General features: G+C 65.2%; 19 protein-coding genes, 1 other RNA gene and 1 pseudogene. 2 read left to right on the top strand and 19 right to left on the bottom strand.

What is annotated here, in order from left to right:
- Window positions 1-345: 345 nt before the first annotated feature.
- The 5 genes and pseudogenes from ACS5PK_RS08285 to ACS5PK_RS08265 form a co-directional block, all read right to left on the bottom strand.
- A pseudogene (locus ACS5PK_RS08285) lies at window positions 346-621 on the bottom strand (PriCT-2 domain-containing protein); the annotation flags it as partial.
- Complete coding sequence (locus ACS5PK_RS08280; RefSeq protein ID WP_439439762.1) at window positions 618-971, bottom strand: hypothetical protein; 354 nt, start codon at window positions 969-971, stop codon at window positions 618-620. The gene ACS5PK_RS08280 and the pseudogene ACS5PK_RS08285, both read right to left, overlap by 4 nt.
- The gene (locus ACS5PK_RS08275; protein ID WP_439439761.1) at window positions 968-1,951 is read right to left on the bottom strand and encodes a hypothetical protein; all 984 of its coding nucleotides are present in this window, start codon (window positions 1,949-1,951) and stop codon (window positions 968-970) included. The genes ACS5PK_RS08280 and ACS5PK_RS08275 overlap by 4 nt, the downstream gene beginning before the upstream one ends.
- 149 nt (window positions 1,952-2,100) lie before the next feature.
- Window positions 2,101-2,394, bottom strand: coding sequence for a helix-turn-helix transcriptional regulator (locus ACS5PK_RS08270; protein WP_439439760.1), 294 nt, complete (start codon window positions 2,392-2,394; stop codon window positions 2,101-2,103).
- Between the two features lie 100 nt (window positions 2,395-2,494).
- The gene (locus ACS5PK_RS08265) at window positions 2,495-3,034 is read right to left on the bottom strand and encodes a hypothetical protein (RefSeq protein ID WP_439439759.1); all 540 of its coding nucleotides are present in this window, start codon (window positions 3,032-3,034) and stop codon (window positions 2,495-2,497) included.
- 1,149 nt (window positions 3,035-4,183) lie between these two features.
- On the opposite strand from ACS5PK_RS08265, the gene ACS5PK_RS08260 reads away from it, so the two are divergent.
- The gene (locus ACS5PK_RS08260; protein WP_439439758.1) at window positions 4,184-5,095 is read left to right on the top strand and encodes a hypothetical protein; all 912 of its coding nucleotides are present in this window, start codon (window positions 4,184-4,186) and stop codon (window positions 5,093-5,095) included.
- Window positions 5,096-5,507: 412 nt separating this feature from the next.
- On the opposite strand, the gene ACS5PK_RS08255 is transcribed toward ACS5PK_RS08260, so the two are convergent.
- The 6 genes from ACS5PK_RS08255 to ilvB form a co-directional block, all read right to left on the bottom strand.
- Complete coding sequence (locus ACS5PK_RS08255; protein ID WP_439439757.1) at window positions 5,508-9,782, bottom strand: hypothetical protein; 4,275 nt, start codon at window positions 9,780-9,782, stop codon at window positions 5,508-5,510.
- 297 nt (window positions 9,783-10,079) lie between these two features.
- On the bottom strand, window positions 10,080-11,375 hold the full coding sequence (locus ACS5PK_RS08250) for a tyrosine-type recombinase/integrase (RefSeq protein WP_439439756.1): 1,296 nt from the start codon (window positions 11,373-11,375) through the stop codon (window positions 10,080-10,082).
- Between the two features lie 191 nt (window positions 11,376-11,566).
- Window positions 11,567-11,926, bottom strand: a transfer-messenger RNA (tmRNA) gene (ssrA, locus tag ACS5PK_RS08245).
- 15 nt (window positions 11,927-11,941) lie between these two features.
- Complete coding sequence (gene gph / locus ACS5PK_RS08240) at window positions 11,942-12,652, bottom strand: phosphoglycolate phosphatase (RefSeq protein WP_439439755.1); 711 nt, start codon at window positions 12,650-12,652, stop codon at window positions 11,942-11,944.
- 11 nt (window positions 12,653-12,663) lie between these two features.
- Window positions 12,664-13,368, bottom strand: coding sequence for a bifunctional 2-polyprenyl-6-hydroxyphenol methylase/3-demethylubiquinol 3-O-methyltransferase UbiG (gene ubiG / locus ACS5PK_RS08235; RefSeq protein WP_439439754.1), 705 nt, complete (start codon window positions 13,366-13,368; stop codon window positions 12,664-12,666).
- A 51-nt stretch (window positions 13,369-13,419) separates the two neighbouring features.
- Window positions 13,420-15,267 (bottom strand): biosynthetic-type acetolactate synthase large subunit, encoded by a 1,848-nt coding sequence (gene ilvB / locus ACS5PK_RS08230; protein WP_439439753.1) that lies wholly within the window; start codon window positions 15,265-15,267, stop codon window positions 13,420-13,422.
- 99 nt (window positions 15,268-15,366) lie between these two features.
- Between ilvB and ACS5PK_RS08225 the strand changes: the two genes are divergently transcribed.
- Window positions 15,367-15,828, top strand: a complete 462-nt coding sequence (locus tag ACS5PK_RS08225) for an Lrp/AsnC family transcriptional regulator (RefSeq protein ID WP_439439752.1) — start codon at window positions 15,367-15,369, stop codon at window positions 15,826-15,828.
- A gap of 92 nt (window positions 15,829-15,920) precedes the next feature.
- Here ACS5PK_RS08225 and ACS5PK_RS08220 read toward each other — a convergent pair whose 3' ends face one another.
- The 8 genes from ACS5PK_RS08220 to ACS5PK_RS08185 all read right to left on the bottom strand — a co-directional run bounded on the left by ACS5PK_RS08220 (window position 15,921) and on the right by ACS5PK_RS08185 (window position 24,978).
- The gene (locus tag ACS5PK_RS08220; protein WP_439439751.1) at window positions 15,921-16,241 is read right to left on the bottom strand and encodes a hypothetical protein; all 321 of its coding nucleotides are present in this window, start codon (window positions 16,239-16,241) and stop codon (window positions 15,921-15,923) included.
- Between the two features lie 48 nt (window positions 16,242-16,289).
- Window positions 16,290-17,138 (bottom strand): 2OG-Fe(II) oxygenase, encoded by an 849-nt coding sequence (locus ACS5PK_RS08215; protein ID WP_439439750.1) that lies wholly within the window; start codon window positions 17,136-17,138, stop codon window positions 16,290-16,292.
- Window positions 17,139-17,162: 24 nt separating this feature from the next.
- Entirely contained in the window at window positions 17,163-17,942 is a 780-nt protein-coding gene (yaaA, locus tag ACS5PK_RS08210; RefSeq protein WP_439439749.1) for a peroxide stress protein YaaA, read from the bottom strand.
- Window positions 17,943-18,064: 122 nt separating this feature from the next.
- The gene (locus tag ACS5PK_RS08205; RefSeq protein WP_439439748.1) at window positions 18,065-19,444 is read right to left on the bottom strand and encodes a TolC family outer membrane protein; all 1,380 of its coding nucleotides are present in this window, start codon (window positions 19,442-19,444) and stop codon (window positions 18,065-18,067) included.
- A 45-nt stretch (window positions 19,445-19,489) separates the two neighbouring features.
- Complete coding sequence (locus ACS5PK_RS08200; protein WP_439439747.1) at window positions 19,490-19,831, bottom strand: rhodanese-like domain-containing protein; 342 nt, start codon at window positions 19,829-19,831, stop codon at window positions 19,490-19,492.
- 5 nt (window positions 19,832-19,836) lie between these two features.
- A complete protein-coding gene (locus ACS5PK_RS08195) occupies window positions 19,837-20,490 on the bottom strand; it encodes a protein-L-isoaspartate O-methyltransferase family protein (RefSeq protein ID WP_439439746.1) in 654 nt (217 codons plus the stop codon).
- A 60-nt stretch (window positions 20,491-20,550) separates the two neighbouring features.
- Window positions 20,551-23,739 (bottom strand): efflux RND transporter permease subunit, encoded by a 3,189-nt coding sequence (locus ACS5PK_RS08190; RefSeq protein ID WP_439439745.1) that lies wholly within the window; start codon window positions 23,737-23,739, stop codon window positions 20,551-20,553.
- Window positions 23,740-23,754: 15 nt separating this feature from the next.
- On the bottom strand, window positions 23,755-24,978 hold the full coding sequence (locus ACS5PK_RS08185; RefSeq protein WP_439439744.1) for an efflux RND transporter periplasmic adaptor subunit: 1,224 nt from the start codon (window positions 24,976-24,978) through the stop codon (window positions 23,755-23,757).

Below are 24,978 nucleotides of genomic sequence, written 5' to 3'. Positions count from 1 at the left end.
GGACGGCTTTGCAGGAGCGATGCGTTGGACGTTGTGCAGCTCGCCAGCGGCATTGCGCATCGGGAGAAGCAAGGTGCCGTCATGCATGAACCTCACACCGTAGGCCTTCACGCCCTTCCTGGCGAGATAGGGGCTGGAACCCTGCTCACTCGCTTCGGCCCATAGCGCCTGGGCATCCCGCGCCGCACGCTCAGCGCGTTCGCGGTACTCGGCGGCCTCCGCATCGCGCTGCTGCTGCTTGCGCTCGGCCAAGCGGGCCGCTTCAGCGAGCGCTTCGGGGCTGGGGGCAACGCTGCCCTCGCCCACATCGGGAAATCGGAAGCCGTGATCCTTGGCAATGCCGAAGAGCGTGCCGACCGTCACCCGGCCGCCAGCCTTGATGCTGCGCCACGTATCCTTGGCGTCAGCGGCGCTGTAGCCTGCGCCGGCTTGGCTCCAGCTGTCCCACAGCTCGAAGCCATCGGCGCCAAGTTCAGCCTTGATGGCCATGGCGAGGCGCACCCAGATTTCACGATCAATGTCCGGAGGGACGCAGGACAGCGCATCACGCACCAATGCGGGCGTGATGACTCGCTGAACTGGCACCACCCCGGCAGACTTGCTGGGGCGGGCTGTGGTCATGTCTCGGCTTGCTTTCCTGCTCTGGCGTTGACGCGATCGATGATGGCATCGGCGCGTTCACCTAGAAGCTGCAGGCTCGCAATTGCGAAGCGCTGCAGGTTCCCTCGTTCGACGCTGGAGAACAGTTTGGGCAAAGGCCGGCCTTCCTCGTCGGCGCCGCTGGCGTCGATCTCCTCGCGTTCCAGCATCGCCAGCACAAGTGCGGCACCGTGGGCAACGTCCCTAGCGGCGCACACCGCTTCCAGCAACTCTTGATCATTCGCAGCGGCAGCCTCTGGGCTGACCCAGGAGAAGGCCTCGAAAGCCGGAGCGGGAGCGGCGCCTGCCGTCAGGTTCAGTCGATCATTCATGCTGCGGCTCCTTCCAGCTGGGACAGCGCATTGCGCTCGGCATCACTCATTGCAGGCTGAGAACTCGGCAGGGGCGAGAGCGAATCCAGCTTCGCCATCGTGGCAATCGCGGTCGTCCACTGGATGGAGCCCTGCAAGGCTGCACGAAGGACGAGGCGGCGAGCAGCGCCGAGCAGCACGGTAGAGAGGGGTCGGCCCGAGGCGGGCAGAGAGACGGTGAAGAGGCCGCGGGTGTAGGTTCGGTTCATGGTCACAGGCTCCGGAATGAGCGACTGGGAACCACCTCCCTGCGTTCTCAAGCGCGGGGGGTGGGCGGGATGTTGAAAACACGGATTCCGCCATGCGGCCAGCCTTACGGGTAGGCCCATCCCGCCCAAAACCTTGAAGTCTGGGCATGACAATGCCGCACTGTCGTGGCGGCCGAACGCGGAACCTTTGGTGTTTTCAAGCACCGGCGACGAATTTAGCATGCGTGGCTTTGCCATGGCCGGCGCGATGCTGGCGTAGTCCCCTGCTTCAATGCTCCGCAAGGGGAACCAGGGCGACAGCAGTTGAATCACAGCGGAGCCCGCCCCAGCGCTGTCATAGCGCAGCACTGCCAGGCGCACCGCGTCTTCGCCATTGCTGAGCAGCTCAATGCCATACAGGCCGCTTTGCCCATGCTCCATAAGGCAGAGGGAGTGCAGCTGCTGGCGGCGTGGCATGGCCATCGCCTTTGCTCCCATATCGTGAATCTGGCTGGCAATAGTTGGCAGACCTGCGGAGGCATGCCAGGCAGCCCGCGCCAGGATGCATGGCGAGTCGTCCGCCTCGCTCGCTTGTCTCAAGTCTTCCCAGGGAAGAGGCACGGATCTGGTCACGACGGCCAGACTCTGGCGATCAAGGACCACCAGGCGCATGCACACACCCTGGGCCTCTGCGGCAACCTGCAGGCTCGTGAGGTAGGCAAGGCCCATATGCTCGAACTCACGGACGTGCAAGCTGCACGTCCACCTGACGGCGACGGTCACGCGGGCGTGCCCAGCGAGCGAGGCAGCTTCGTCGGCGCTCAGCGTCTCCGAGCGCAGCGCTACCGCCTGCGCGGGAGAGTAGACGGAGCCCAGCCCCAATGGCATCGAGGGCCCCCGGCTCACAGCTTGCCTCCGCGAGCGGCGGCAACGCGGTCGGCCACCCAGGCATCAACTTCGCCTTCCAGCCAAGCCGTTACGCGCGGGCCGATCTTCACGCTGGAGGGGAAGTCGCCCTTTGCCATCAGGGCGTAGACCATGGACTTTCCCAGGCCCGTACGGGCCAGGACATCAGGCAGCCTCAAAAGTACCGGACGAACAGCAGGAGCCGCGAGGGGCACCGCTCGCGGGGGCGGTGCAGAGAAAGGAAGCGCTTGGCCAGTGCGAGTCTGGCCGTCCAAGTGATGTGCTTGCATTTGAGTTTCCACCTGAGTCAGGGACGCCCAATGCAGTCCCCGTAGACTCAATCAGAAAGCCGTCAGGCCCCTGACGGTCAAGCGCATCCATGGTCAGAACTCAGCCCGCATCGGCCAGACTTTGCGAGGCGCGTGACGACTTCGACGTCTTCGGCCCGATGAGCTGGTGCAGCCGCGTCGTGGAGATACCGAGGTGCTTAGAGATGGCGGCATTACTCCATCCCTGCCCCCGTAGTTCGCGGGCGCGGGTTCTCTTCGCCTCGTTGGCCTCTGAAGGTGCTAGGTTGGCCCTAGCATGAGCAACCGCCAAGCAGAACAGCTTTGCAAAGTCCTCTTGGCTTACGCGCGACAACGTAGCCTCCAGTTCCGCAGTCTCGCCGTTGTCACACAACGCGACGAGTCGGCGAACGTCGGCCAGCGCTTTGCTGTGCGAGCCGCCATCGCGCCTCCGCTTGCCAAACACCTTGCAGGCCTGCGGTGATGCCGACAGGACGCGAAGCCACAGGCTCTCATCTTTGGCCGCCTTGGGGCGATTCAGCTGCCGTGCTGAGTGAACAATGGGGTCTGCACCCAAAGCCCCCGTGTCCTCGGCAGCTTTGCAGTCAACCCTCACCGCACCCTTCTTATTGTTGAGACTCATGCTGGTCCTTTGATTCCTAGTAGGCAAACCGCAGGGGCAAAGCCAGATGTCTGAAATGACGGCCAGCCATGAAGGCGCCACAGCGGAGTAGCGCGGGGATTGTCCCTGGCACGATCTGATGAATCGTCGGCATACACGGTTGACGGTCAGATAGCGAGCATGCAGCCGCCGGCATGGCAGCTTGAGCCCTTTGTGCCCGATCCCGCCTGGGGTGCGGGCGCGGGGCAACCTTTCGCGCCCATTTGCCACCAACCGCCAGCACAGTTCAGCACCAGCCCGCAACCTGCTGGCAACTGGCTGCACCATTCAAAATGGTTCACCGTCAACCATGGAGCGGCCCCATCCCGTCAACCAAGTGCTGAGAGCAGCCAAGGCATTTGCGACGTGGCCCGAATGACCCCACGTGGCAAAAGCCCAGGAGGGACCCAGACAACTCAGCACCGGCTAGGCCGCGCCTCGCCACCCGGACCGGTATAGCCCGTCCGACCTGGGGCCATCCGCAATGGCGAGCACTACGGCCATTCATGGAGGAAGAGAAAAGACTAGATATCTTCAATCCCATCCCTGTTCCCGTGCTCCCGCCTCGTTCCCGCCCTGTTCCCATTAAGCGGATGCAGCCTGCCACTGCCGACAAGACCGCTAGCGCATGCGTTTCAGCCCCGATCAACCCATCGCACGCGCATCCGTTCCCGCGTTCCCGCCACGCCGACTTCGGCGCTTTCTCTTTTGCTCGCACCTTGGGGAGCTAAGGCGTCACATACCGGAGAAGCGCAAGCCATGTCTTCTGCTGGCGCAGCAGCACCCAATAACAGCAGCGCGATAGAAAGCCCCGGCGCCACCGCCCCCACGCGGCCAGAAGAAAAAAGGCCAACTGGCCCCACTGCAGCATCCTCAGGCGCTATGTGCTGGTGCTGGTCGCAGTTGACTGCATTGCCGGTTTGGGTTGAGCGAGGCGCGGGTGTTGACCTCAACCGGCCTACCGTTTTGCAGCGATCTCGGTCGGTCGGCGCCGGGCTTCATGCGACCGGCCCTCTGCGTCTTCCGGTCATCCGGGCGCCGGCCGGGCTTGCTCTGGCGAACGCACAAAGCCCTCGTCGAGGCGCATACCGCCTGCCCCGCGAAAGTCTCGCAAAGGAGTACCCTGAGCCCATGAATCAGCAGCTTCAGTTTGGGTACTACCCCGCCCCTCTCGACCTGACCTCCGGTCCGATCACGATCTCCTCGCTATCCGACCGGGAGACAACGAAGCTCAAGGTGCAAAGCAACATGGGCGTTGACGGGGACTGGATCTACGCCCCACCGCAGTTGGTGCACGACTTCAGCGGCAAGACGTTTCAGAAGCCATATGCGAGTCGAGTGTTCGGCCTGCCAAAGACCCACGTTTTTGAACACGCTTCCTCCGAGGGAGACGACCACTTGGCGTTCCACCTGTGGTGCCTTTCGTTCTTCACCGGCATGCGGCTCACCGGGACGGAAGCTGGCTTCATTGACTCGACGCCCATCAAGCCAGGGACGCTGGCCGACTTCGTGTTGGTGGGCCAAGGTCTCGGCCGTGCGCTATCGCTCGCCGAGGCGTTCTGGCACACCCACCGCGCCGTTCCGGAGCGCGCACGGCTGGTTGGCGCCACGGTCCATGCTCTCTTCCTGGGAAAGGATCCCCAGCGCCTGCAGTTCGAAAGGTTTACCTTCCTCTATGCAGCCATCGACGCATGCTTTGCGCTTTGCAAATCCCTTGAGCCGCCAGCGCAGGTAATCGGCCATGGGAAACGGGTGGAATGGATGTGCAGCCGGTTCGGCATGCCGCTGCCGGACTGGGCCGACCCGTCGCGGCCGGGTGGCGCCGAGGTCGCTTCCATTCGCAATGGCACCGTGCACGAGGCTTTGTTCATGGATCAGCCGCTTGGATTCGCGCTGCATGGCGTTGACTCGAACCAGAACATAACGCTGGAGATGGAAGGCCTTATCAGTCGGCTCCTCGTCGCGCTGCTTGGAGAACCTCTCAACGACTATGTGTGGAGCCCCGTGACGACGCAACAGCTTCGCGGTCTCGAACTGGGTTGACCTTCCAACAGCGTGCGCCGCGTCTTCAAGAGCACCGGTTGAACAGGGCCACTACGCGCTGCTTTCGCGATAGCTGTTCACGCTGACCGGCCCCCTCCCAGCCATACCAATGCAAAGGTAGTGAAGTCCGTCAGCCAGGAGAATGACGAACATGAAGAAGAGCAGATTCACCGAGGAGCAAATCATCGGCTTCCTCAAGCCTGCCTTGCGCCGATAACGACGGAAATGCAGCGGTTGCGGTCGCTCATGTCCGCTGGTCAAACTGGCGCTGTCTGAGACAAAGCGGTCATCGCGCTCGACCGCTGCGTGCTTGTTCGCTCGGTCGTTGTGCAAAACGCTACAGCCGCAGTAATCAAAATGTATGGGCCCTCGACGCGGGAGTCCCTGAGTGGTCTGTTCCGAGCGGTTGCAATCACTTTGTCTTCTTGTTGGTCTTAGTCGCAGCAGTCTTTTTCGCACGGCCTTTCTTGGTGGCTGCTCGGAAATCTTCAGGCGTTGTCGCATCAATGCCGATGACGCGCAGGTAGCGCGTTCGGTCCTTGGCCTCGAGCTCCTGCGCCTTTTCCGTCAGGATCGCCAGGACCTGTTGAAAGTTCAGCGTCTTCCCTGTTTTCGGGTCAGTCCACTCGCGCCCCTTGGTTTGCAAGACCAGCACCAGGAAGCCGGTGGTCGCCTTTCGGTGGCGCATGTACTGGCCAACCAGCTGGTTTTCCAGCGCGACCAGGTAGTCGGCCAACGTCCAGCGCACGGACATCTTCAATTCGATGGAGGCTCGCCATTCATCCTTGCTGCACAAGATGTCCCTGCGCTTCGCCTCGGCGGTGTGGGATTCGACAGTCACGGAGTACCGCGCGCGCGCATGATGGTTCAGCTCGCTGGCTAGGAGCTTCTGGAAGTGCGCTTCCAGCGCCAAGCCCGCCTTGTCGCCTTCCTCTCCCTGCTTGTTGACTCGCGTGAAGTCGACCTCGCTAAAGAAGCTGCGCAGGCTGTGCTCACCGCGTTCGACGTCGTACTGAACGGCACGAAGGTCAGCATGCACGGCCATAGCGAACGAGGTCGTACCGGTGACATCTCCACGGAAGTTCTCCTCGAACTTCGGGTAGTTCACTTGCGCAAGGGGCTCCCGGGTGAGCTGCCGCTCACGAAGTTCGAACTGCGTCTTCTTGATGTACTCGATGGTGAAGTCGCCTGCGGGTAGCGCCAGCCGGATTCGCTCCAGCGCGCTGTACGCCGCTTGAGACGTAGCAGCAGCGATCCCACTGATGATTACGCCGCGGAATCGCTCTGCGTTGTCCCGAGGTCCCGGGCTATAGGAAACGCCCTGCGGCCTGTCCACATCATCCTTCGGGTCGACTGCCCACCTCGTCCACAGGTACAGGTCCTCCAGCGCCATGATGCCATGGTCGCTCTCAATGGCAATTCGCCCCGCGATGCCCTCGCGGTCACGACCGAACGCAGCGGCAAGGTCGAAGATGAAAGTCTTGACGGCCAGCGGGTCCAACGGCCCCCAGGCGTTGACGGCATTGCGCCACCGCAACGGACTCTGAATGAACCAGCGGGTGGCCCAGGTCAGTGCAAGTTCGCGCTGCGCGCGCAGGGCCTCGTCGACTGGGTCATCCAGCGGCGAGCAGTAGGCGACCTTCATCTTGTGAAGCGCCAAGCGCTCGAAGTCATCTTGCGGGACCTTGCCTGGCACCGACAGGGCCGCCTTCAGCAACCGATTCACGACGTAGTCGCGGGATGGATTCACGCTTAGCAGGTGCGTCCATGCGAGGCCTGCGAGTGCTTCTTGGACCGGTGCAGGTGCGTCTGGAATGGATGCCAGCAGCTCTTCGGCATGCTCCCTGGACGTAGCGCCGTTCCCTGCCTCACCGGCGATTGATACCAACTCAGGAACCGAAACGGCCGGATATGCCTTGACGAGGGCCCAGAACCACTTCGGATAGCCGTTGATTTCGAAGAGAGCGTAACGCAGGGCCCGGCGCACCTCAGGATCAGTGAGGACTGGAAGCGCCGTCCCGTCCGCAAGTTCAAGCTTGAGACCCTGCAGGCCGGCCGCAGTGATGTGGAAAGTCGAGTTCGGCTCGCTCTCTTTGAAGGTCGGGGCCTGGTCGCGCCACAGGCGACTCATGCCCTGTCGGGTAGCCACAGCGATCTTTGCGCCGACGGCCTTCTCGAACGCCTCGAAGTCGACCTCGCCATATCTTGAGGTGCGATTCGTCTGAAGCAGCCACCCGGCGATCCACTCGAGCGCCCGGGTATCCGTTCCGTTAGCCAGTGCGCTCAAGCGCTTGGTAAGCTGCCGCTTCACCTTGGCGTCGACAGTGAGCTTCTCGCTCTTTGGCTTGACTGGCTTAGGCGCCGGCTGCTGTGCGATGGCTCTCGCGCGTTGAGATTGCCATTCTGCGTACACGCGGGTGAGCTGCGCGTCGTTCACTTGAACCAAGTCCTCTGGCGTGTACGTGGTGGGCCGGCGAAAGCCAACAACCGCGAGAAGCAGATCGTCGTCATTGAGCTGCCTATCGAGGGTGGCCCGTAGCACTGCCAGGCGCACGGCGGCATTTGCCTCTACCGCTGACCTCAGCTCCTCGATTGCGCTGCTCTGCAGATAGCGGTCGTGGATGTCCCGGGTCAAGACGAGGTACAGGCGAGCGACCTTGACCGCCTGGGCGCCATCCGTTCGCACGACCAAGGCTTCGAGAACCGTGGCAACGAGGTCGACGTACTGCTGATCCTCTCGATTTCGCTTGTGAGTCAGCTCCCTCTTCACCATGCGCACAACGAGCCCGCGCGCCAGTTGATACAGCTGGCCATCCGTTGCATCGGCCAGCATGCTTCCCTTCTCGAGGGAATAGGAGAGCTGGAATCCACGCGGACCAGCCAGGAACTGGTTGTCGACCATCACGGCGACATCACGGGGCGAGAAATAGCTCCATCCCAGCTCTCGCAACAGGAGACTGATGACGCCTTCGCGGACAGGGGTGCTCACCACCGCAGCGGCGGCGAGAGCGGAAAGATCGGCGGGCCGACGCAATGCAAGGAAGTAGGCAACGTCACTGCTGTCAGAAAGGACGCGGTCAAACTTCGAACCGTGACGCTTGAGAAGCTTTGCCCGCAAAGGCTCGATCTTGCACGCGGTAGCAATATCGAGCAGGACGTCTCGCGCCGAGTAGTTGTCCTGGTACTGGTCGTAAAGGCTCGCGATGGTCCCAGCCAATCGGTCGGGCCCCGCCTGCCAGAAGTTCTCAGACGTCAGCCGGAACATGGTGCGGCCGATGTGGTCGCCCTTTTCCACCAAGCGCTTGATGCTCTCCGTCAAAGCGTCCTGCGCCGCCTTGGTCGGGACGGCCGGATTGCGCAGGTCACCGAAGAACGCCAACGCCTGAGGGTCCTTCTGCAGGATGACCTCGCGGCAATGCGCGTTCAGCGTGGCGAGCCATCCCAACATGGGCAAGAAGGCGCGCTGCACGCCTTGCTCGCCGCTGGTCGCAGCCCAGGTGAAGTTCTCAAGGAGCCGCTCTGCCTGATCCGGCGAGGCCACCAAACCGGCGAGGCGTTTGGCCGCGAGGAACGGCGCGAGCTCATCGGGATAGACCTTGACCTGATGGAAGCCGGCGTCGATGAAGAGCTGGGAGTTCAACAGCGCCTTGATGCCCGCCTCGTGAAGCATCGGCGACGCAATTAACCGGGCTGACAAGGCCGTTTCAGGAATCGCCAGGGTCGCCTCGGGCATCTCGATGTTCACCAGCTGGCACACAACCGATGCTGAGGCCAGGCGCTGAACCGCACCGGTCAGGACCTCCTGTGCAGGGCTGCCGGCGGCAGCGAGCCGATGGTCAGCCCCACGCAGGGTGCCAATGGCGTTCACAACGCGCTCGAACACCTCGGTCAAGGATTCCGGCGGGCTGGCCACCATGTCGATGCGAGCAAGGACGTCCAGTCCACCCGGGCTGCCGACGAAGCCCGACAAGCCACGCTCACTGGCAATCTCGATCAGTTGCTTGGCATCCAGTGCTGGGTAGCGCCCCGTGAGGTACACCGCAGCCTGGTGGTCTTCCAGAGGGGCCATGGAGAACAGGCGCACCGGCTCCGGCGCCTCAGCTTCCGCTGCTACGCTTGCCGCACCGCCAGCGCCTAGCCCCCCCGATCCACCCGGGCGCCCGATAGTTTTCGGGGCCGGCTTGGAAAGCAGCTCCGAGAGCTTCTCGAAGACGCCTGCAGTGAGGACAGCCGGCCGAGTCGAAATCACCCACCGAACATGCTCGTTCGGCCAGCACATTTCGTCGGCAACGTCTCCAACGAGGTGGCTGATGCTTTCGTCCTTGCCGCCGGCCGCGGCCTCATCCAACGAGTCGACAAATAACGTGATGGGGCTGATTGGAGCAGCCTTCCACGCGCGATAGGCGTCGCGGTCAGCGCCAGTCAATGCCTTGTCGAGACTGCCGCGATCCGCGAGTTGGCGCAGCGCGACGAACACGGCGGTCTCGCCATGTGCACGCAGTTGCGCCGCCTGCTGGCGCATTTCGGTGGTCTTGCCGAAGTTCGCCGCTGCAACGATGACGCTGCTGCGGTTCTTGAGCACCTTGGCCCACGCCACCTGTTTGCCACGCATTTGCGCAGCGACAAGTTCGTCCTGGTCGTAGCTCTCGCGCTCGACAAAACGTCGATTCAGATCGTAATAGGCCAACTCGCCCTCCACTGTTCGTATCTGTCTTGTGCGGGAGCAGTTTAGTCACACGCGAACAATAAGAAATGAACCGCTGGCCCACGTGCATTGATTGCTCTGTCTTGCTGTGCAGCGGTCAAACTTGCCCCGCCCATCGCTTGACCGGTAAGAGCGGAAGCGGTCGCTCTGACTATCGGCGGCGAATGCCTCCGAGCACCCTAGAGCAGGCATCTTCCAGTTGTCAGAACCCGACCGGCCCGCTGCAATGAGGTGGTCATAGCCGACCGGCACGGGCGGCCAGTGAGACCGGAATCCGCGCTATGCCGCCTTGCCATTGATCGGCACGACATCCGCCCCCTTGCGCAGCTTGTCCAGATAGTCCGCCCACGCCTGCATCATGCTGCGCCGCTGATCGGCGAACTGGGTGCGGTTGTAGGCGCGCCCAAGCGCATCACCCACCGCATGGGCCAACTGAGCCTCGATGATTTCTGGGAGCACGCCCAGGCGCTCGGCAATCATGGTCCGGGCGGTGGCTCGGAAGCCGTGCGCGGTCATGTCGTCATTGCCATAGCCCAGACGCCGCAGCGCGCTGCGCACCGTGTTCTCGCTCATGCACCGCTGCTTGCTTGTCAGCGCCGGGAAGACGTAGCGGCCGGACCCCGTGAGCGGCTGCAGCTCCTGAAGCACGGCAACGGCCTGAGCGGCCAAGGGCACGTGATGCGGAGGCCCATCGGCCTTGTCTGCCTTCTTGCGCTTCATGGCCTCAGCCGGCACGGTCAGCATGGCGGCCTCCAGATCCACCCAGGCCCATTCCATGTGGCGCAGCTCCCCCGGCCGCAGCAACAGAAGCGCCGACAGCGCCAGGGCCGCCCGCGTGACGGCGCTGCCTTGGTAGTCGTGCATGTCCCGCAGCAGCTTGGCCACCTGCACCGGCTCGGTGATGGCCGCATGGTGCTTGGTCTGCACCGGCCGCAGGGCGTCCCTCAGATCGGCAGCCGGATTCCGAGCACAGGCGCCCGTGGCGATGCCGTAGCGGAAGACCTGCCCGCAGGCATCCTTGATGCGGTGGGCCGTCTCAATGGCGCCCCGCCCTTCCACACGCCGCAGGACCTGTAGCAACTCGGGCGACTCAATCTCGCCGATGGGCCGACGCCCGATCCACGGGAAGGCATCCTGCTCCAGGCGGATGCGGGTGCGCTCCGCATGGCCTGGGCTCACCTTGACTTGATGCACCTGGCTCAGCCATTCCCTGGCAACCGCCTCAAACGACCCCTCAGGGGGCAACCCAGCATCCGCCAGGCGCTCAGCCCGGCGCTTGCGCTGCACCTCGGCCTTGGCCTCCTGCCGGGCCGCGCTGGGGTCCTGGCCCTCCGCCACCATGCGGCGGGCGTCGTCAGCCTTCTGCCGCGCCAGGGCCAGGCTGGTGTCCGGGTAGGTGCCCAGGCTCAGGATGTTGCGCCGGCCGGCCAGGCTGTAGGCGAAGCGCCAGCCGTGCGAGCCTCCCTTGACGAACAGCTGGAGGTAGAGCCCCTCCCCGTCGTTGATGCGCTTGCGCTCGTCGCCAGGCTTGATGGCCTTGAGCGTCTTGTCTGAAGGAATCAGGTATTTGGCCACTGCGAGAACCTCCCGGGGTGCAAGAACTTTTGCCTGCAAGAACCTGGATCATAGGGTTCTTGCAGAAGTTCTTGCAGTCAGCCACCGGATGACGGTGGAAGTTCTTGCACTGCGGCGGACAAAGAAAAAGGCCCAAGTCGTTGATTTACTTGGGCCTTTTGTGCCTCAGCGAACTTCGCTGAACGCTGTGTTGGTGGAGCCGGCGGGAATTGAACCCGCGTCCGCAAGCCATCACCGGGCAGTTCTACATGCTTAGCTCTCTGATTTGATTCTCACGGTGCCAACGCGCAGGAGCACGCTTTGGACGCCGCCAGCTGAATGATCTCGTCGCCTGCCGTACAGCCCAACCGGCGACCAGCCTATGTGAATGACTCCGCAGGTGTTGCCACCCCAGCCCATAGGCCAACTGTTGCGGAGCCTCGTGCTAATTAAGCAGCGAGGGCAAACTTTTCGTCGTTTGCAGGTAGTTTTTTCCAGTGGATTTACGAGCGAACTGGTGCTCGGCATGCCCTACTCCGGATCCGCACCCACGTCGAAACCAGGTCGGCCCCTTTCAGAACTTCAGATTATGCCAGTTGCAGAGACTTCAAGAGGGCATCCGGCGTCTGAACGATGAAATCTGCACCCCAGGCCTCGATGGGCTCGCCCTGCCCGAGATAGCCCCAGGCCACGGCAACGGTGATCATGCCTGCGGCGCGGCCAGCCACGATGTCTCGTTCGTCGTCGCCCACATAGGCGCACTGCTCGGGCGCCACACCCAAACGGCGGGCGGCTTCCAGCAGAGGCGCCGGATGCGGCTTGGCGTGCGGCGTGGTGTCTCCGCCGATCACGGTGCCCGCACGGGCCGCCAGGCCCAGGCCCTCGGTCACCGGCAGCGCAAAACGCTCGGCCTTGTTGGTCACGATGCCCCAGGGCATGGCGGCCTGCTCCAGCGCCTCCAGCAAGGGGTGGATCTGCTCAAAGACCGCCGTCTCCTGCAGCATGCGGGCCTCGTAGCGCGCCAGGAAATCGGCGCGCAAGGGCTCAAACTCCACATGCGTCGGCGTCACCTGCAGGGAGACGGCCAACATGCCGCGCGCACCGGCGCCCACCATGGGGCGCAGCAGGGCGTAGTCCAGCGGCGGCAGGCCGCGGGCGGCACGCAGTTCGTTGGCGGCGCCAGCCAGGTCGGGAGCGCTGTCGATCAGCGTGCCGTCCAGATCGAACAGCACGGCGCGCAGGCCGGCCAGACGGGTCTGCAGCGCGGCGCCCAGGTCGGGGCTCCTGCAACTGTCCATGGCCTGGTCGCTCACGCCGGACGGCGCAACGCGAACAGGTAGTTCACGTCGGTGTCGCTGCCCAAGCTGTAGCGCTGGGTGAAGGGGTTGTAGCTCAGGCCCTTGCTGCTGTGCAGCTCCAGGCCAGCTTCACGGGCCATGCGGGCCAGCTCGGCGGGCTTGATGAAACGGGCGTACTCATGGGTGCCGGCGGGCAGCATCTTGAGCACGTACTCCGCGCCCACGATGGCCAGCAAAAAGCTCTTGAAGTTGCGATTCAGGGTGGACATGAACACCCAACCGCCCGGCTTCACCAAGGTGGACAGGGCCCGGACCACCGAGGCTGGATCGGGCACGTGCTCAAGCATCTCCATGCAGGTGACGGCATCAAATTCGCCCGGACGCTGCGCGGCCAGCTCCTCGACGGCGATCTCCTGGTAGCTGACATTGGGCGTGCCGGCTTCCATGGCATGCAGTTGGGCCACGCGCAGGGCCTTGGTCGCCAGGTCGATGCCCAGGGCCTCGGCGCCCTTGCGCGCCAGGGAATCCGTCAGGATGCCGCCGCCGCAGCCCACGTCCAGCACCTTGAGTCCTGCCAGGGGGCAGAGGCTGTCAATCCAGGCCAGGCGCAGGGGGTTGATCTGGTGCAGCGGCTTGAATTCGCTCTCTGGGTCCCACCAGCGATGGGCCAGCTCGCCGAATTTGGCCAGCTCTTGGGGGTCGGCATTGATCGTCATGGGGCGCAATGGTAAGTCAAGCGCCCCTGCCCTGGCTTGATGCAGGCGGGGTCAGCAGTTCGTGGGCTCATCCCAGCGCCGCCCCTCCCCCAGCCAGATCTCGTTGTGGGCGGCGCCAGCCGGGATCATGGGGAAGCAGTTCTCCTGCGCCGCCACCGCCACGTCCAGGAAGAAGGGGCCGTCCGAGGTCAGACATTCGGCCAGCGCCTCGTCCAGCTCCGCCCGCTCGGTGACGCGGCGCGCCTGCCAGCCAAAGGCTCGCGCCAGGGCCACGAAGTCGGGCAGCGCCTCGGTGTAGCTGTGGCTCAGGCGGTTGCCGTGGATCAGTTGCTGCCACTGCCTCACCATGCCCATATAGCCATTGTTGGACAGCACCAGCTTGACCGGCGTGCGGTGCTGCACCGCGGTGGACAGCTCCTGGATGTTCATCAGCACCGAGGCATCGCCGCTGACGCACACCACCAGCGCCTGCGGATGCGCCACCTGCGCCCCGATGGCCGCCGGCAAGCCGAAGCCCATGGTGCCCGCCCCGCCGGAGCTGAGCCAACGGCCCGGCGCGGCCGGGGCCAGGTATTGCGCGGCCCACATCTGGTGCTGGCCCACATCCGTCGCAACGATGGGTTCACGCCCCCGGGCAGTTGCCTGCGCGCGCAACTGCCGCTGCAGGGTTTGCATCAAGGCCTGGGGCAGGATGGCGTCCGACCTGTCCTCGAAATTCAGGCACTGCCGGGCCTGCCAGCGAGCGATGCGGGCCCACCAGGGCGCAAGGCGCTCCCGCCGGGTCTCAGGGCTTCCCGGCTGACGCGTGAGCCAGCCCTGCAGCAGCAGATCCAGGCTCTCGCCACAGTCACCCAGCAGGGCCACATCGGCCTTGACAACCTTGTTGAGCGAGCGCGGGTCGATGTCCAGGTGCACGATGCGCGCCTGCGGGCAAAAGCCCTGCAGGCGGCCAGTGACGCGGTCATCGAAACGGGCGCCCACGCACACCACCAGGTCCGACTCATGCATGGCCAGATTGGCCTCCAGGGTGCCGTGCATGCCCAGCATGCCAAGACTCTGCGGGTCCTGGGCCGGGAAGGCGCCCAGGCCCAGCAGGGTCAGCGTGCACGGCGCCGCTGTGGCACGCACCAGCGCAGCAAAGCGATCGCAGGCGGCCGGACCAGCATTGATCAGCCCCCCGCCACCGTAAAAGACGGGGCGCCGAGCCTCCAGCAGCAGGTCCAGCGCGGCCTGCACCTCGGCCGGGTCAACCGGTGCCAGAGGCTGCGCAGGCGCTTGCTCTGGTCGCCACAGGGCACTGCGGGCCGGCCCGAGCCAGTGCGGTAGCGGCGTCAGCTGCACGTCCTTGGGGAAGTCCAGCAGCACGGGGCCGGGCCGACCACCCAGGGCCACGGCATGCGCCTTCACCACCGCCGCACTGATGGCCTCGGCGCTGCGGATCTGGTGGTTCCACTTGGTGACCGAGCGCGAGATGCCAAGGGCATCGCACTCCTGGAAGGCATCGGTGCCGATGGCGGTGGTGGCCACCTGGCCACTGATACACAGCACGGGGATGGAGTCGCACAGCGCGTCCAGCAGCCCCGTCGTGGTGTTGCTCATGCCGGGGCCCGAGGTCACAAAGACCACGCCCACCCGCCCTGTCGTGCGCGCATAGCCCTCGGCCGCGTGCACGGCGGCCTGCTCGTGACGCACCAGCACATGGCGCAGGCGAGGCTGGGCGTGCAGGGCGTCGTAGAGCGGCAGGACGGCGCCGCCCGGATAGCCGAAGACGGTGTCCACACCCAGGCTCAACAGGGTCTCGATCAGAGCCGCCGCACCATTGAAGGCAGGGATTGGCGCAGGCGCAGGCGCAGGCGCGGCAGCAGGCAGGAGGCAGGCAGAGGCGAGCGGAGCATTCATGCTGCCAGTGTCGGACAGGGCCCCCGGGAATACTTTCTGAATTTTTGCCATCAAAGGCTATATTCAGCAAATCTTTCTTCCAGAAGAGAGAATTTAAGAATGAAGCTGGACAAATTCGATATCGCCATCCTCTCCGAACTGCAGAAGGACGCCCGCAAGAGCCTGCAGGACATCAGCCAGGCTGTGGGTCTCAGCACCTCGCCCTGCTGGACACGGATCAAGCGCATGGAGCAGGCCGGCGTGATCGAGGGCTATGCTGTGCGGGTGAACCCAGCAGCCGTGGGCCTGGGGGATACGGTCATCGTGCACGTGACCCTGGACAGTCACTCGGACGAAGCCCTCTTCGAATTTGGCCGGGCTCTGGAGCAGATCCCCGAGGTGCTGGAAGCCTTCCTGGTCTCGGGCGACTACGACTACTACGTGCGCATCGCCGTGGCCGATACGCGGGACTACGAACGCCTGCTGCGTGAGCGGCTCTACAAGATCCCCGGCATCCGGCACAGCAAGTCCAGCTTCGTGCTGCGGCAGTTGAAGCAAAGCCACTTGCCGCTGCAGCGCTGAACGGGCCTGGGCGCATGCAAGAAAAAACCGCCTGACCCGGGTGCGGATCGGCGGTTGATGTCGGGCGCGGCGCGGTGCGCGCCGGGCGGGCTTCAATGCATGGACTTGCCGCGCTTGTGGCTGGCCTTCACCTTGGCGTGCGCGCCAGCCTTGTGTGGCTTGCCAGCGGTCTTCTTGCTGACCTTCTTGCTGGACTTCTTGCCGGCGGCAGCCGACTTCTTGTGAGCCTTCTTGGTCTTCACCACGGGCGGCTGAACGGCCTGCTGCTGAAGGGGCTGGCCGGCCACGGCAGGGGCCACGGCCGGCTGCGGCGTCACCAAGGGGGCTGCTGGCTGCACGATGCCCTGGGCTTGCTGAGCCAGGGCCGGCAGCGCCAGCAGGCTGGCAAGACTGAGGGTCAGGATGCTTTTCATGTGCGGGATTCCAATCGAGGGACTGCTGCGAAGTCTAAGCCGTGCTCTTCATTCGAACACGCCTTGACGCAGCCATTTTGTTGCCACCCATTTCTCCCCTTCCAGCACCGGCGAGCCGCCGTGCAAGGTGAGGGTCGAGGGATCGGGCTGACCGTAGCTGAAGAACACGGCATTGCCCTTCACTGGTGCCACTTCCAGGTGACTGTCCGGAAAGATAGTGCCACCGCCGCGGCGCGGCGTATTGAGATACATCACGAGGGTGCCCACGCGCTGCCCACCCCGCTGCAGGATGGAGGGCGTGCTGGCGTGGTAGGGGTCGAAGTAGTCGTAGTGCGGCAGGTACTCGGCACCCGGCTTGTAGCGCAGCACCTGCAGGCCTTCGCCGTTCTCCACCGGCCAGTTCAGCAGGGCGGCGATGCGGGCCTCGATGCGGGTGCACAGCTCGTTCTCTCCGCGCTCGAAGAACATGCCGTCGCTGGTGCGCGCGGTGTTGACCTCGCTGCCATCGACCTTCACCGCCACCGTCTCCGAGCGGCTGAGACGGTCACGGCTGAAGGCGACCAGCGCGTCGCACTCTTCATGCGAGAGCAGCTCGCCGAACAGCACGACGCGGGGATGGGCCAGGGTCAGCAGCACTTTGACATCACGGTCCAGGGCGCGGATCACCGTGGGCTGCCCCGCCAGGTCCGGTTCGGGCAAGGCATCGCTGAAGGGTTTGCCGGCGCGCCGGGCTTCCTCCTTCTGATGGGCCTGAAAGACCTGCGCGAACGCCGTCTTCGCCACCTTCTCGTCCCAGCCGCTCTGCACCATGGCCTGCAGGATCTTGTCGCCGGACACGCCGGCGCGGATCTGCTCGGTGATCCAGCGGCACAACTCGGGAGATGCTGCCTGCCCCATCGTCCTCTCCTTGCTCCCCTTGATTCAGCGCCTGCGGCGGAACACCAGGCACTCCGGCGAGGAGGCCTCGGCGGCGAAGGCATAGTCGTCCACGGCAAAATCCTTCAGCCCCTCGGGGCGATCCACGCCCTGCTCGATGCAGAAGCGGGCCATCAGGCCTCGAGCGCGCTTGGCGAAGAAGCTGATGATCTTGTAGCCATTGCCCTTCCAGTCCTCGAACTGGCAGTCGATCACACGCGGATGCAGCACCTTGCGATCCGCGGCCTTGAAGTATTCCTGCGAAGCCAGATTGACGATCACCGGCACATGCGAGGCAGCGGCCCGGGCATTGAGGTGCTCGGCGATGCGGTCACCCCAGAAGGCGTACAGGTTACGCCCCCGTGACGTGGCCAGGCGGGTGCCCATTTCCAGGCGGTAGGCCTGCATGCGATCCAGGGGCCTCAGCACGCCGTAAAGGCCGGAAAGAATCAGTACATGGTCCTGTGCCCAGCGCAACTGATTCAAGCTCAGGCTCTTGGCATCCAGGCCGTCGTAGACATCGCCGTTGAAGGCCAGCAGGGCCGGCTTGCTGTTCTGGGGCGTGAAGCGCGGCGCCCAGGCCTGGTAGCGCGCCACGTTGAGGGCAGACAGCGCGTCAGAGAGATCCATCAGCCGCGCGATGTCCGCCTGCGACTGTCGGCGCAGCACCTCGATCAGGGCAATGGAATCAGGGATGAACTGTGGCTCGGTGGCCAGGGCGTCAACGGCCGGCGAGACCGGGCTGTCGTAGTCCAGGGATTTCGCAGGCGATAGCAGGAACAGCATGGATCGGTGGGCGTTCAGGCGGGGTCAGGTGATGCCCCTCATTGTGTCGCAGTGCCAATGACAAGGCCCGCTGCGCAAGACAGCGGGCCCTGGGTGATGCTGCCGGGCTGCGCCCGTGACGATTACTTGGCCAGCAGGGCGTTGACGGTGGCCAGGTCCTCCGGTCGCAGCTGGCCCGAAGCCTGGCGAAGCTTGAGGCTGTTGAGCACCACGTCGTAGCGGGCCTTGGCCAGGTCGCGCTGGGTGGAGAAGAGCTGGGTCTGGGCGTTCAGCACGTCCAGGTTGACCCGCACGCCCAGCTTGTAGCCCAGTTGCGTCGCTTCCAGGGCCAGCTTGGTGGAGGCCTCGGCCGCTTCATAGGCCTTGACCTGGGCGCGCAGAGACTGCACGCCGAAGAAGGCACGCTTGGTGGCCTCGGCAATGCTGCGGCGGGCGAAGTCGAGATCGTTACGCGACTTCTCTTCCAGCTTCAGCGTTTCCTTGATGCGGTTGTCGTTGTAGCCACCGGTGTACAGCGGGATGTTGAGCTCCAGCCCCACCTTGGCCTGGCGGGTGCTGCCGGGGATCGGCGTGTCACCGCGATTGTTGATCACGCCCAGCGAGCCATTGGCTTCCACCGTCGGGCCGTTGGCGGCCTTGGCCTTCTCGATCTCCAGGCGGGCGACCTCCAGGCCGAGCTGGGCCTTGCGGATCACCGGATGCTGTTCGGACTGACTCACCCAGGTTTCGACCTGGTCAGACGGCAGGGCCGGCAGGGCCACGGGCTGGGCCATGGGCTTGGGGTCGACGCCCACGCGGCCGACGATCTGATCCAGCGTCACCTGCTTGACGCGCAGATCGTTGTCTGCGGCCAGCTCCTGAGCCGTGGCCAGGTCATAGCGGGCCTGGGCCTCGCGGGTGTCGGTGATGGTGGCGGTACCCACCTCGAAGTTCCGCTTGGCCGAGGCCAATTGCTCGGCCACGGCCTTCTTGTTGCCCTGGGCGGTGGCCAGGGTGTCGCGGGCGTTCAGCACATCGAAATAGGCCTGCGCCACGCGGACGATCAGGTCCTGCTCGGCGGATTCAAGATCAGCGCGGGCCACGCCCAGGCCGCGCTGGGCCTGCTCGATGGTGACGGCATTGCCGCGGTTGTAGACCGCGTACTTGGCGCTGAGCCCAAGTTGCGTGGCCGTGGAGTTCTGCGTGGCGGCCGGCACCGTCGCCGGGCCAGCGGCCGTCAACGTGCCATAGCTGGGGGTGCGGGTCTGCGTCTGGTGGATGCTGGCGCCGGCACCGAGCGTGGGCCGGCCCAGCGCATCAGCCTGCCCGGCCTTGAATTCGGCCGACTCGGCCTGGGCGCGCGCGGCCAGGTAGGTGGCGTCATAGGCGCGGGCTGCGTCATAGAGCTCCTGCAGGCTCTGGGCCTGGGCCATCGACACCCCACCGAACAACAGGCCCAGGGTGGCGGCCAGGACGCTGGCGCGCGGACGCAAAGAGGAAGAGAGTCGATGATCAGCAGCCATGAAGCTTCCTTGCAGCAATGGTTTTGATGGTTGTTCGGTAGGAAATCAGTATCGAGGCAACGAGGGGTCCACCTGCACGGACCAGGCGTCGATGCCGCCGGCGAGGTTATAGACGGAATCGAAGCCCCTGGCCGATAGAAATGCGACGACCTGCAGACTTCGCACCCCGTGATGGCAATAACAGACGATGGCCCGCCCGGCCTCCAGCTCCCCCAGGCGGGTCGGCACCTCATTCATGGGGATGTGCAGCCAGTCCATCCCCTCCTGCTGCAGGGCGACCTGCGACACCTCCCAGTCCTCGCGGACGTCCAGCAGCAACGGGCGCCCTTGAGGCGCCACCTCGGCCAGCCAGGCCGAGAATTCCGTGGGGGGGAGTTGCCAGGCCATGCCACTCAGAAGGAGAAGGCCGGGCGCGACTCGAAGCCTGGCAGACGCTGGGCCACGGTATCGAACAGCTCGGTGGTCTGGAATTCCTGCTCACCCAGGCGGCGCACCAGCACGGCGCGCATCATGGGTTCCTCGCCAACAATGCCCAGCAGGCGTCCACCCACCTTGAGCTGGGCCAGCAGGGTCTGCGGCAGCTCGGCCACGGAGCCGGACAGCACGATGACGTCAAACGGTGCCTCGCCAGGGGCGCCCTGGCGGCCGTCGGCCTCACGCACCTGCACATTGCTCAGGCCGGCGCGGCGCAGCTTCTCGGCGGCTGCACGGGCGAGGCCTGCATCCGATTCCAGACTCACCACGGCCTGAGCCTTATGGCCCATCATGGCGGTCAGGTAAGCCATGCCTGTGCCAATCTCCAGCACCTTGTCGCTGCGCTGCAGCTGCATTTCCTGCAGCAGGCGGGCCTCTACGCGGGGCGCCAGCGCACGGCGCGCGCCGCCCAGAGGCAATTCGGTATCAGTGAAGGCCAGGGTGCGCAGCTCGGCAGGCACGAAGTCCTCGCGCCGGACGCTGCTCAGCAGGGCCAGGACGCTCGCGTCCAGCACATCCCAGGGGCGGATCTGCTGTTCGATCATGTTGAAGCGGGCTTGTTCGAAATTCATGGCAATGCTCGGCGTTTCATCAGGAAGGGGCGCCGGGGCTTCCGGCGCGACCCGGGCATTCTATTTCCCGGACGAGGGGGTGACCTCTGGGCTTGAGGCCGAGGCACCACGCCAGCGGCGCCGCGCCCATTGCGCCAGGTCATCGAGCAGGCAATAGACCACAGGCACCACCACCAGGGTCAGCAGCGAGGACGTGATGACCCCCCCTATCACCGCCTGCCCCATGGGCGCGCGCTGCTCCGAGCCCTCGGACATGGCAAAGGCCAGCGGCACCATGCCGAAGACCATGGCCAGCGTCGTCATCAGGATGGGGCGCAGTCGCACGCGCGCGGCGTGCAGCAGGGCCTGCTCGCGCGTCATGGGCTCGGCATCCACGCCATGCGCATGCACGCCCTCGCGGGAGCGGATGGCGAAGTCAATCAGCAGGATGGCATTCTTGGTCACCAGGCCCATGAGCATCACAATGCCGATCACCGAAAACATGTTCAGCGTGGAGTTGAAGCTGATCAGGGCCACGGCCACGCCGATCAGCGTCAGCGGCAGCGAGGTCATCAGCGCCAGGGGCTGCAGAAAGCTCTTGAACTGGCTGGCCAGGATCATGTAGATGAACACGATGGCCAGGGCCAGGGCGCCCACGGCGTACTGGAAGGACTCGGTCATGTTCTTGGTCGAGCCGCCAAAGCTGTAGCGGTAGCCGGGCGGCATGGGCGTGGCCTGCAGGATCTTCTGAATGTCGGCCGAGATCTCGCCGGCGCTGCGGCCCAGGGCATTGGCGTCGATGTTGATCTCGCGGTTCATGTCGCGGCGGTTGATCTGGTTCGCGCCGAAGGACTCGCTCAGGACTGCGACCTGACCCAGGCGCACCACGCGGCTGCCGCCATCGGGCGCGGCGGCGATGTTCAGCGGCAGCCCGGCGAGCTGCTCCATGTTGTCGCGCAGGGCCAAGGGGAGGCGCACCACCACGTCGTAGTTCTCACCATCGGGCGCGCGCCAGTTGCCCACCGTGGTTCCGGCCAGCAGGGTTCGCAAGCTGGTGGCCACGGCGTTGACGTTGAGCCCCGCATCCGCCAGCGCTTCACGCTTGAGCTCCACCGAGGCCGTAGGCTTGTTGGCCTTGAGCGTGCTGTCCAGGTCCACCAGGCCGGGGATCTTGCGCATCTGGGCCATCACGCCATTGGCGATGCGCTCCAGTTCCTTCAGGTCCGGCCCCTGCAGCGAGAACTGCAGGCTCTTGCTGCCGCCCAGGTCCGTCTGGCCGATGTTGGTGACGGTGATGCCCGGGATCTGCTCCAGCTTCCGGCGCAGGGGCGTGGCCATCTCGACCACGCTGCGCTGACGGTCCTTGCGGTCGACCAGGCGCACATAGATGGCGCCGTAATTTTTGCCAGCCGCGAAGCCGCTGTTGATGGTCGTGACGGTGTAGAGCACCTCCGGCAGGCTGCGAAGGGCCTCGTCCACCTGGCGGGCGCGGGCCTCGGTCAGCTCCAGCGAGGAGCCCACAGGCGTGTAGAAGTTGACCTGGGTCTCGGAGAGGTCCGCCTTGGGCACGAACTCCTTGCCCATCACGCCGAACAGCGTGCAGCCGCCCAGGAAGCAGGCCAGGGCCAGGGCCAGGGTCTTGCCCTTGTGCTGCAGGGCCCAGCCCAGGATGGTCTGGTAGCCATCGGACAGCCATTCGGTGAAGCGGTCGAAGGCACCGGTGATGCGGCCCAGGGTCTTGTCGTAGAACGTCTTCGGCTCGTCCTGCCCTGCCCCGTGGCCGTGGATGGCCGGGTCGTGCCAGACGCTGGACAGCATGGGGTCCAGCGTGAAGCTGACGAACATGGAGATCAGCACCGCCGCGACGATGGTGATGCCGAACTCATGGAAGAACTTGCCCACGATGCCGCCCATGAAGCCGATGGGCAGGAACACCGCAACGATGGAGAAGGTGGTGGCCAGCACGGCCAGGCCGATCTCGGCCGTGCCATCCAGCGCGGCCTGGCGAGGGTTCACGCCCATGGCTACGTGGCGCACGATGTTTTCCCGCACCACGATGGCGTCGTCGATCAGCAGGCCCACGCACAGGCTCAGCGCCATCATGGTGATGGTGTTGATCGTGAAGCCGAAGGCATACATGAACAGGAAGGTGCCGATCAGCGCGATGGGCAGGGTCAGGCCAGTGATGACCGTGGAGCGCCAGGAATTCAGGAAGAGGAAGACGATCAGCACCGTCAGCGCCGCGCCCTCGATCAGCGTGCGCTTGACGTTGGCTACCGAGACGCGGATGCCGCGCGAGTTGTCGCGGTTGACCTCCAGGCGCACGCCAGGCGGCGTGAGCTTGCGCGCTTCCTTGAGTGCTTCCATGAGGCCGTCGACCACGGCGATGGTGTTCTCTCCCTGGCTCTTCTGCACGGACAGCAGCACCGTGCGCTGGCCGTTGTAGAGCGCCAGACTGTCCAGCTCCTGCGGGCCGTCGACCACGCGGGCGACCTGGGCCAGCTTGACCGGCGAGCCGTTCTTGCGCGCGACCACGATGGCCTCGAAGTCCTCCGGCCGCTTCATGCGGGCATTGACCTGCACCACCCGCTCCTGCTCGGCCGAGCGCAGGGCGCCCATGGGCAGCTCCTGGTTCTCGCTCTTCACGGCGGCAAGGATCTGGTCCACGCCCACGCCGAGGGACTCCATGGCCGCCGGCTGCAGCTCGACGCGGATCTGGCGCTGCAGGCCACCGACCACGGCGACCGAGCCCACGCCGCGCACGTTCTCCAGCTTCTTCTGCAGCACCTGGGTGGCCCAGGTGGTCAGCGCCTGCGGGCTCTGGCGGCCGTCGTCAGACAGCAGGGCCACGTTGAAGATGGGCACGGACTGCGGGTCAAAGCGCGAGATGCGCGGCTCCTTGACCTCCTCGCGCAGGCTGGGGCGGATCAGGGCGACCTTCTCGCGCACGTCATCGGCGGCCTTGCGCCCATCGATGTCAAGGTTGAACTCCACGATGACCACCGAGGTGCCCTCGTAGGAACGCGAGTACAGCGAGTTGATGCCTGCCACTGTGTTGACGGCTTCCTCCACCTTCTTCGTCACCTCGGCCTCGACGATCTCGGGCGAGGCGCCCGGATAGTCCATGCTGATCACCACGGTGGGGAAGTCGACATTGGGGAACTGGTCGACCGACAGGCGCTGGTAGCTGAACAGGCCCAGCACGACAAAAGCCAGCATGACCATGGTGGCCATGACTGGGTTCTGGATGGAGACGCGGGTGAACCACATGGGGCGCTCCCGTGCTCAGTGCGAGGCCGTGGAAGCTGCTGCCGATGCCGGGGCCGAGCCCGGCAGCACCAGTCGCGTGCCCGCCGCCACCGTGCCCGCCGTGCCGGACAGCAGGCGATCACCGGCCTGCACGCCCGACTTCAGCTCCACCGCAGCCTGCAGGCGCCCATGGCGCAAGACCTGACCCTGCACGCCCAGGACCACCGTCTGCCACTGCGCCTCAGGCCCTTCCTTGCCTTGGACGATCTTGATCACATAGGGCTCGCTGCGGTCCACGCGCACGGCACTGAGCGGCACGCTGAGTGTCTCGCGCTCGTCCATCAGCACGCTGCCGCGCGCGAACAACCCGGCGCGAAGCCCGGGGAGCGAAGCAGGCAGACGCAGATAGGCCAGCACGGCGCGCGAGCCGCTCTGGGCGGCCGGGTTGATGCGCTGCACCAGGGCCGTCACCGGCTCAGCCAGGCCGTCCACCGTCAGCTGAGCGGTCTGGCCCACGGCCAGACCGGCAGCCTTCTCGGAGGGGATGGCGGCTTCCAGCTCCAGTTGACGGAGGTCGACGATCTCCAGGATGCGGCCATCGAGGGCCACGCGCTCGCCAGGCTGGGCCAGGCGCTGAGACACCTGACCGCCGATGGGCGCGATCAGGCGGGTGTCCGCCAGTGCCTTGCGCGCCAGGTCCACCGCGGCGCTGGAAGCCTGCCAGTTGGCAGCGGCCGAGGCCTCGGTGGCCACCGCGCTCTCCAGCGCCGTCGACGACACGAAACCCTGGCTCACCAGGCCGCGACTGTTCTCCAGATTGCGACGGGCGATGTCCAACTGAGCCTTGGCCGCGGCGGCGGTCTGTTCGGCCTGACGCAGCCGCATCTCGTACTCGGCAGGGTCCAGTTGGCCCAGCAACTGGCCGGCCTTGACGGCATCGCCCTCGCGCACGAGCAGGGACTTGAGTTCCGCCGCGACCTTGGCCTTCACCACGGCCGAATCCACGGCCCGCAGCCCCCCGGACACATCCACCGAACGAGCCAGCCGGCCGGACTGGACCTGCAGCAGGTCTGATGCGGCCAGACGCAGTTGGGGCGTGGCGGGCGCCGCTGCAGGCAGGGCCGCCTGACGCGCCGCACGCGCGCGATAGACGCCAGCCGCGATCAGCGCGGCCAGCAGCACCAGCAGCCACACAGACCAGTGCAGGCGCCCCTGCTGGAAGCGCTGCGGGCGAGAACAGTTCAGGCGGGACTGGGGCAT

The organism is Roseateles sp. DB2 (assembly GCF_051857535.1).
Taxonomy (GTDB): Bacteria; Pseudomonadota; Gammaproteobacteria; order Burkholderiales; family Burkholderiaceae_C; genus Roseateles_B.
The sequence above is the reverse complement of the archived record's forward strand: the minus strand, read 5'-3'. Positions and strand labels throughout refer to the sequence as shown.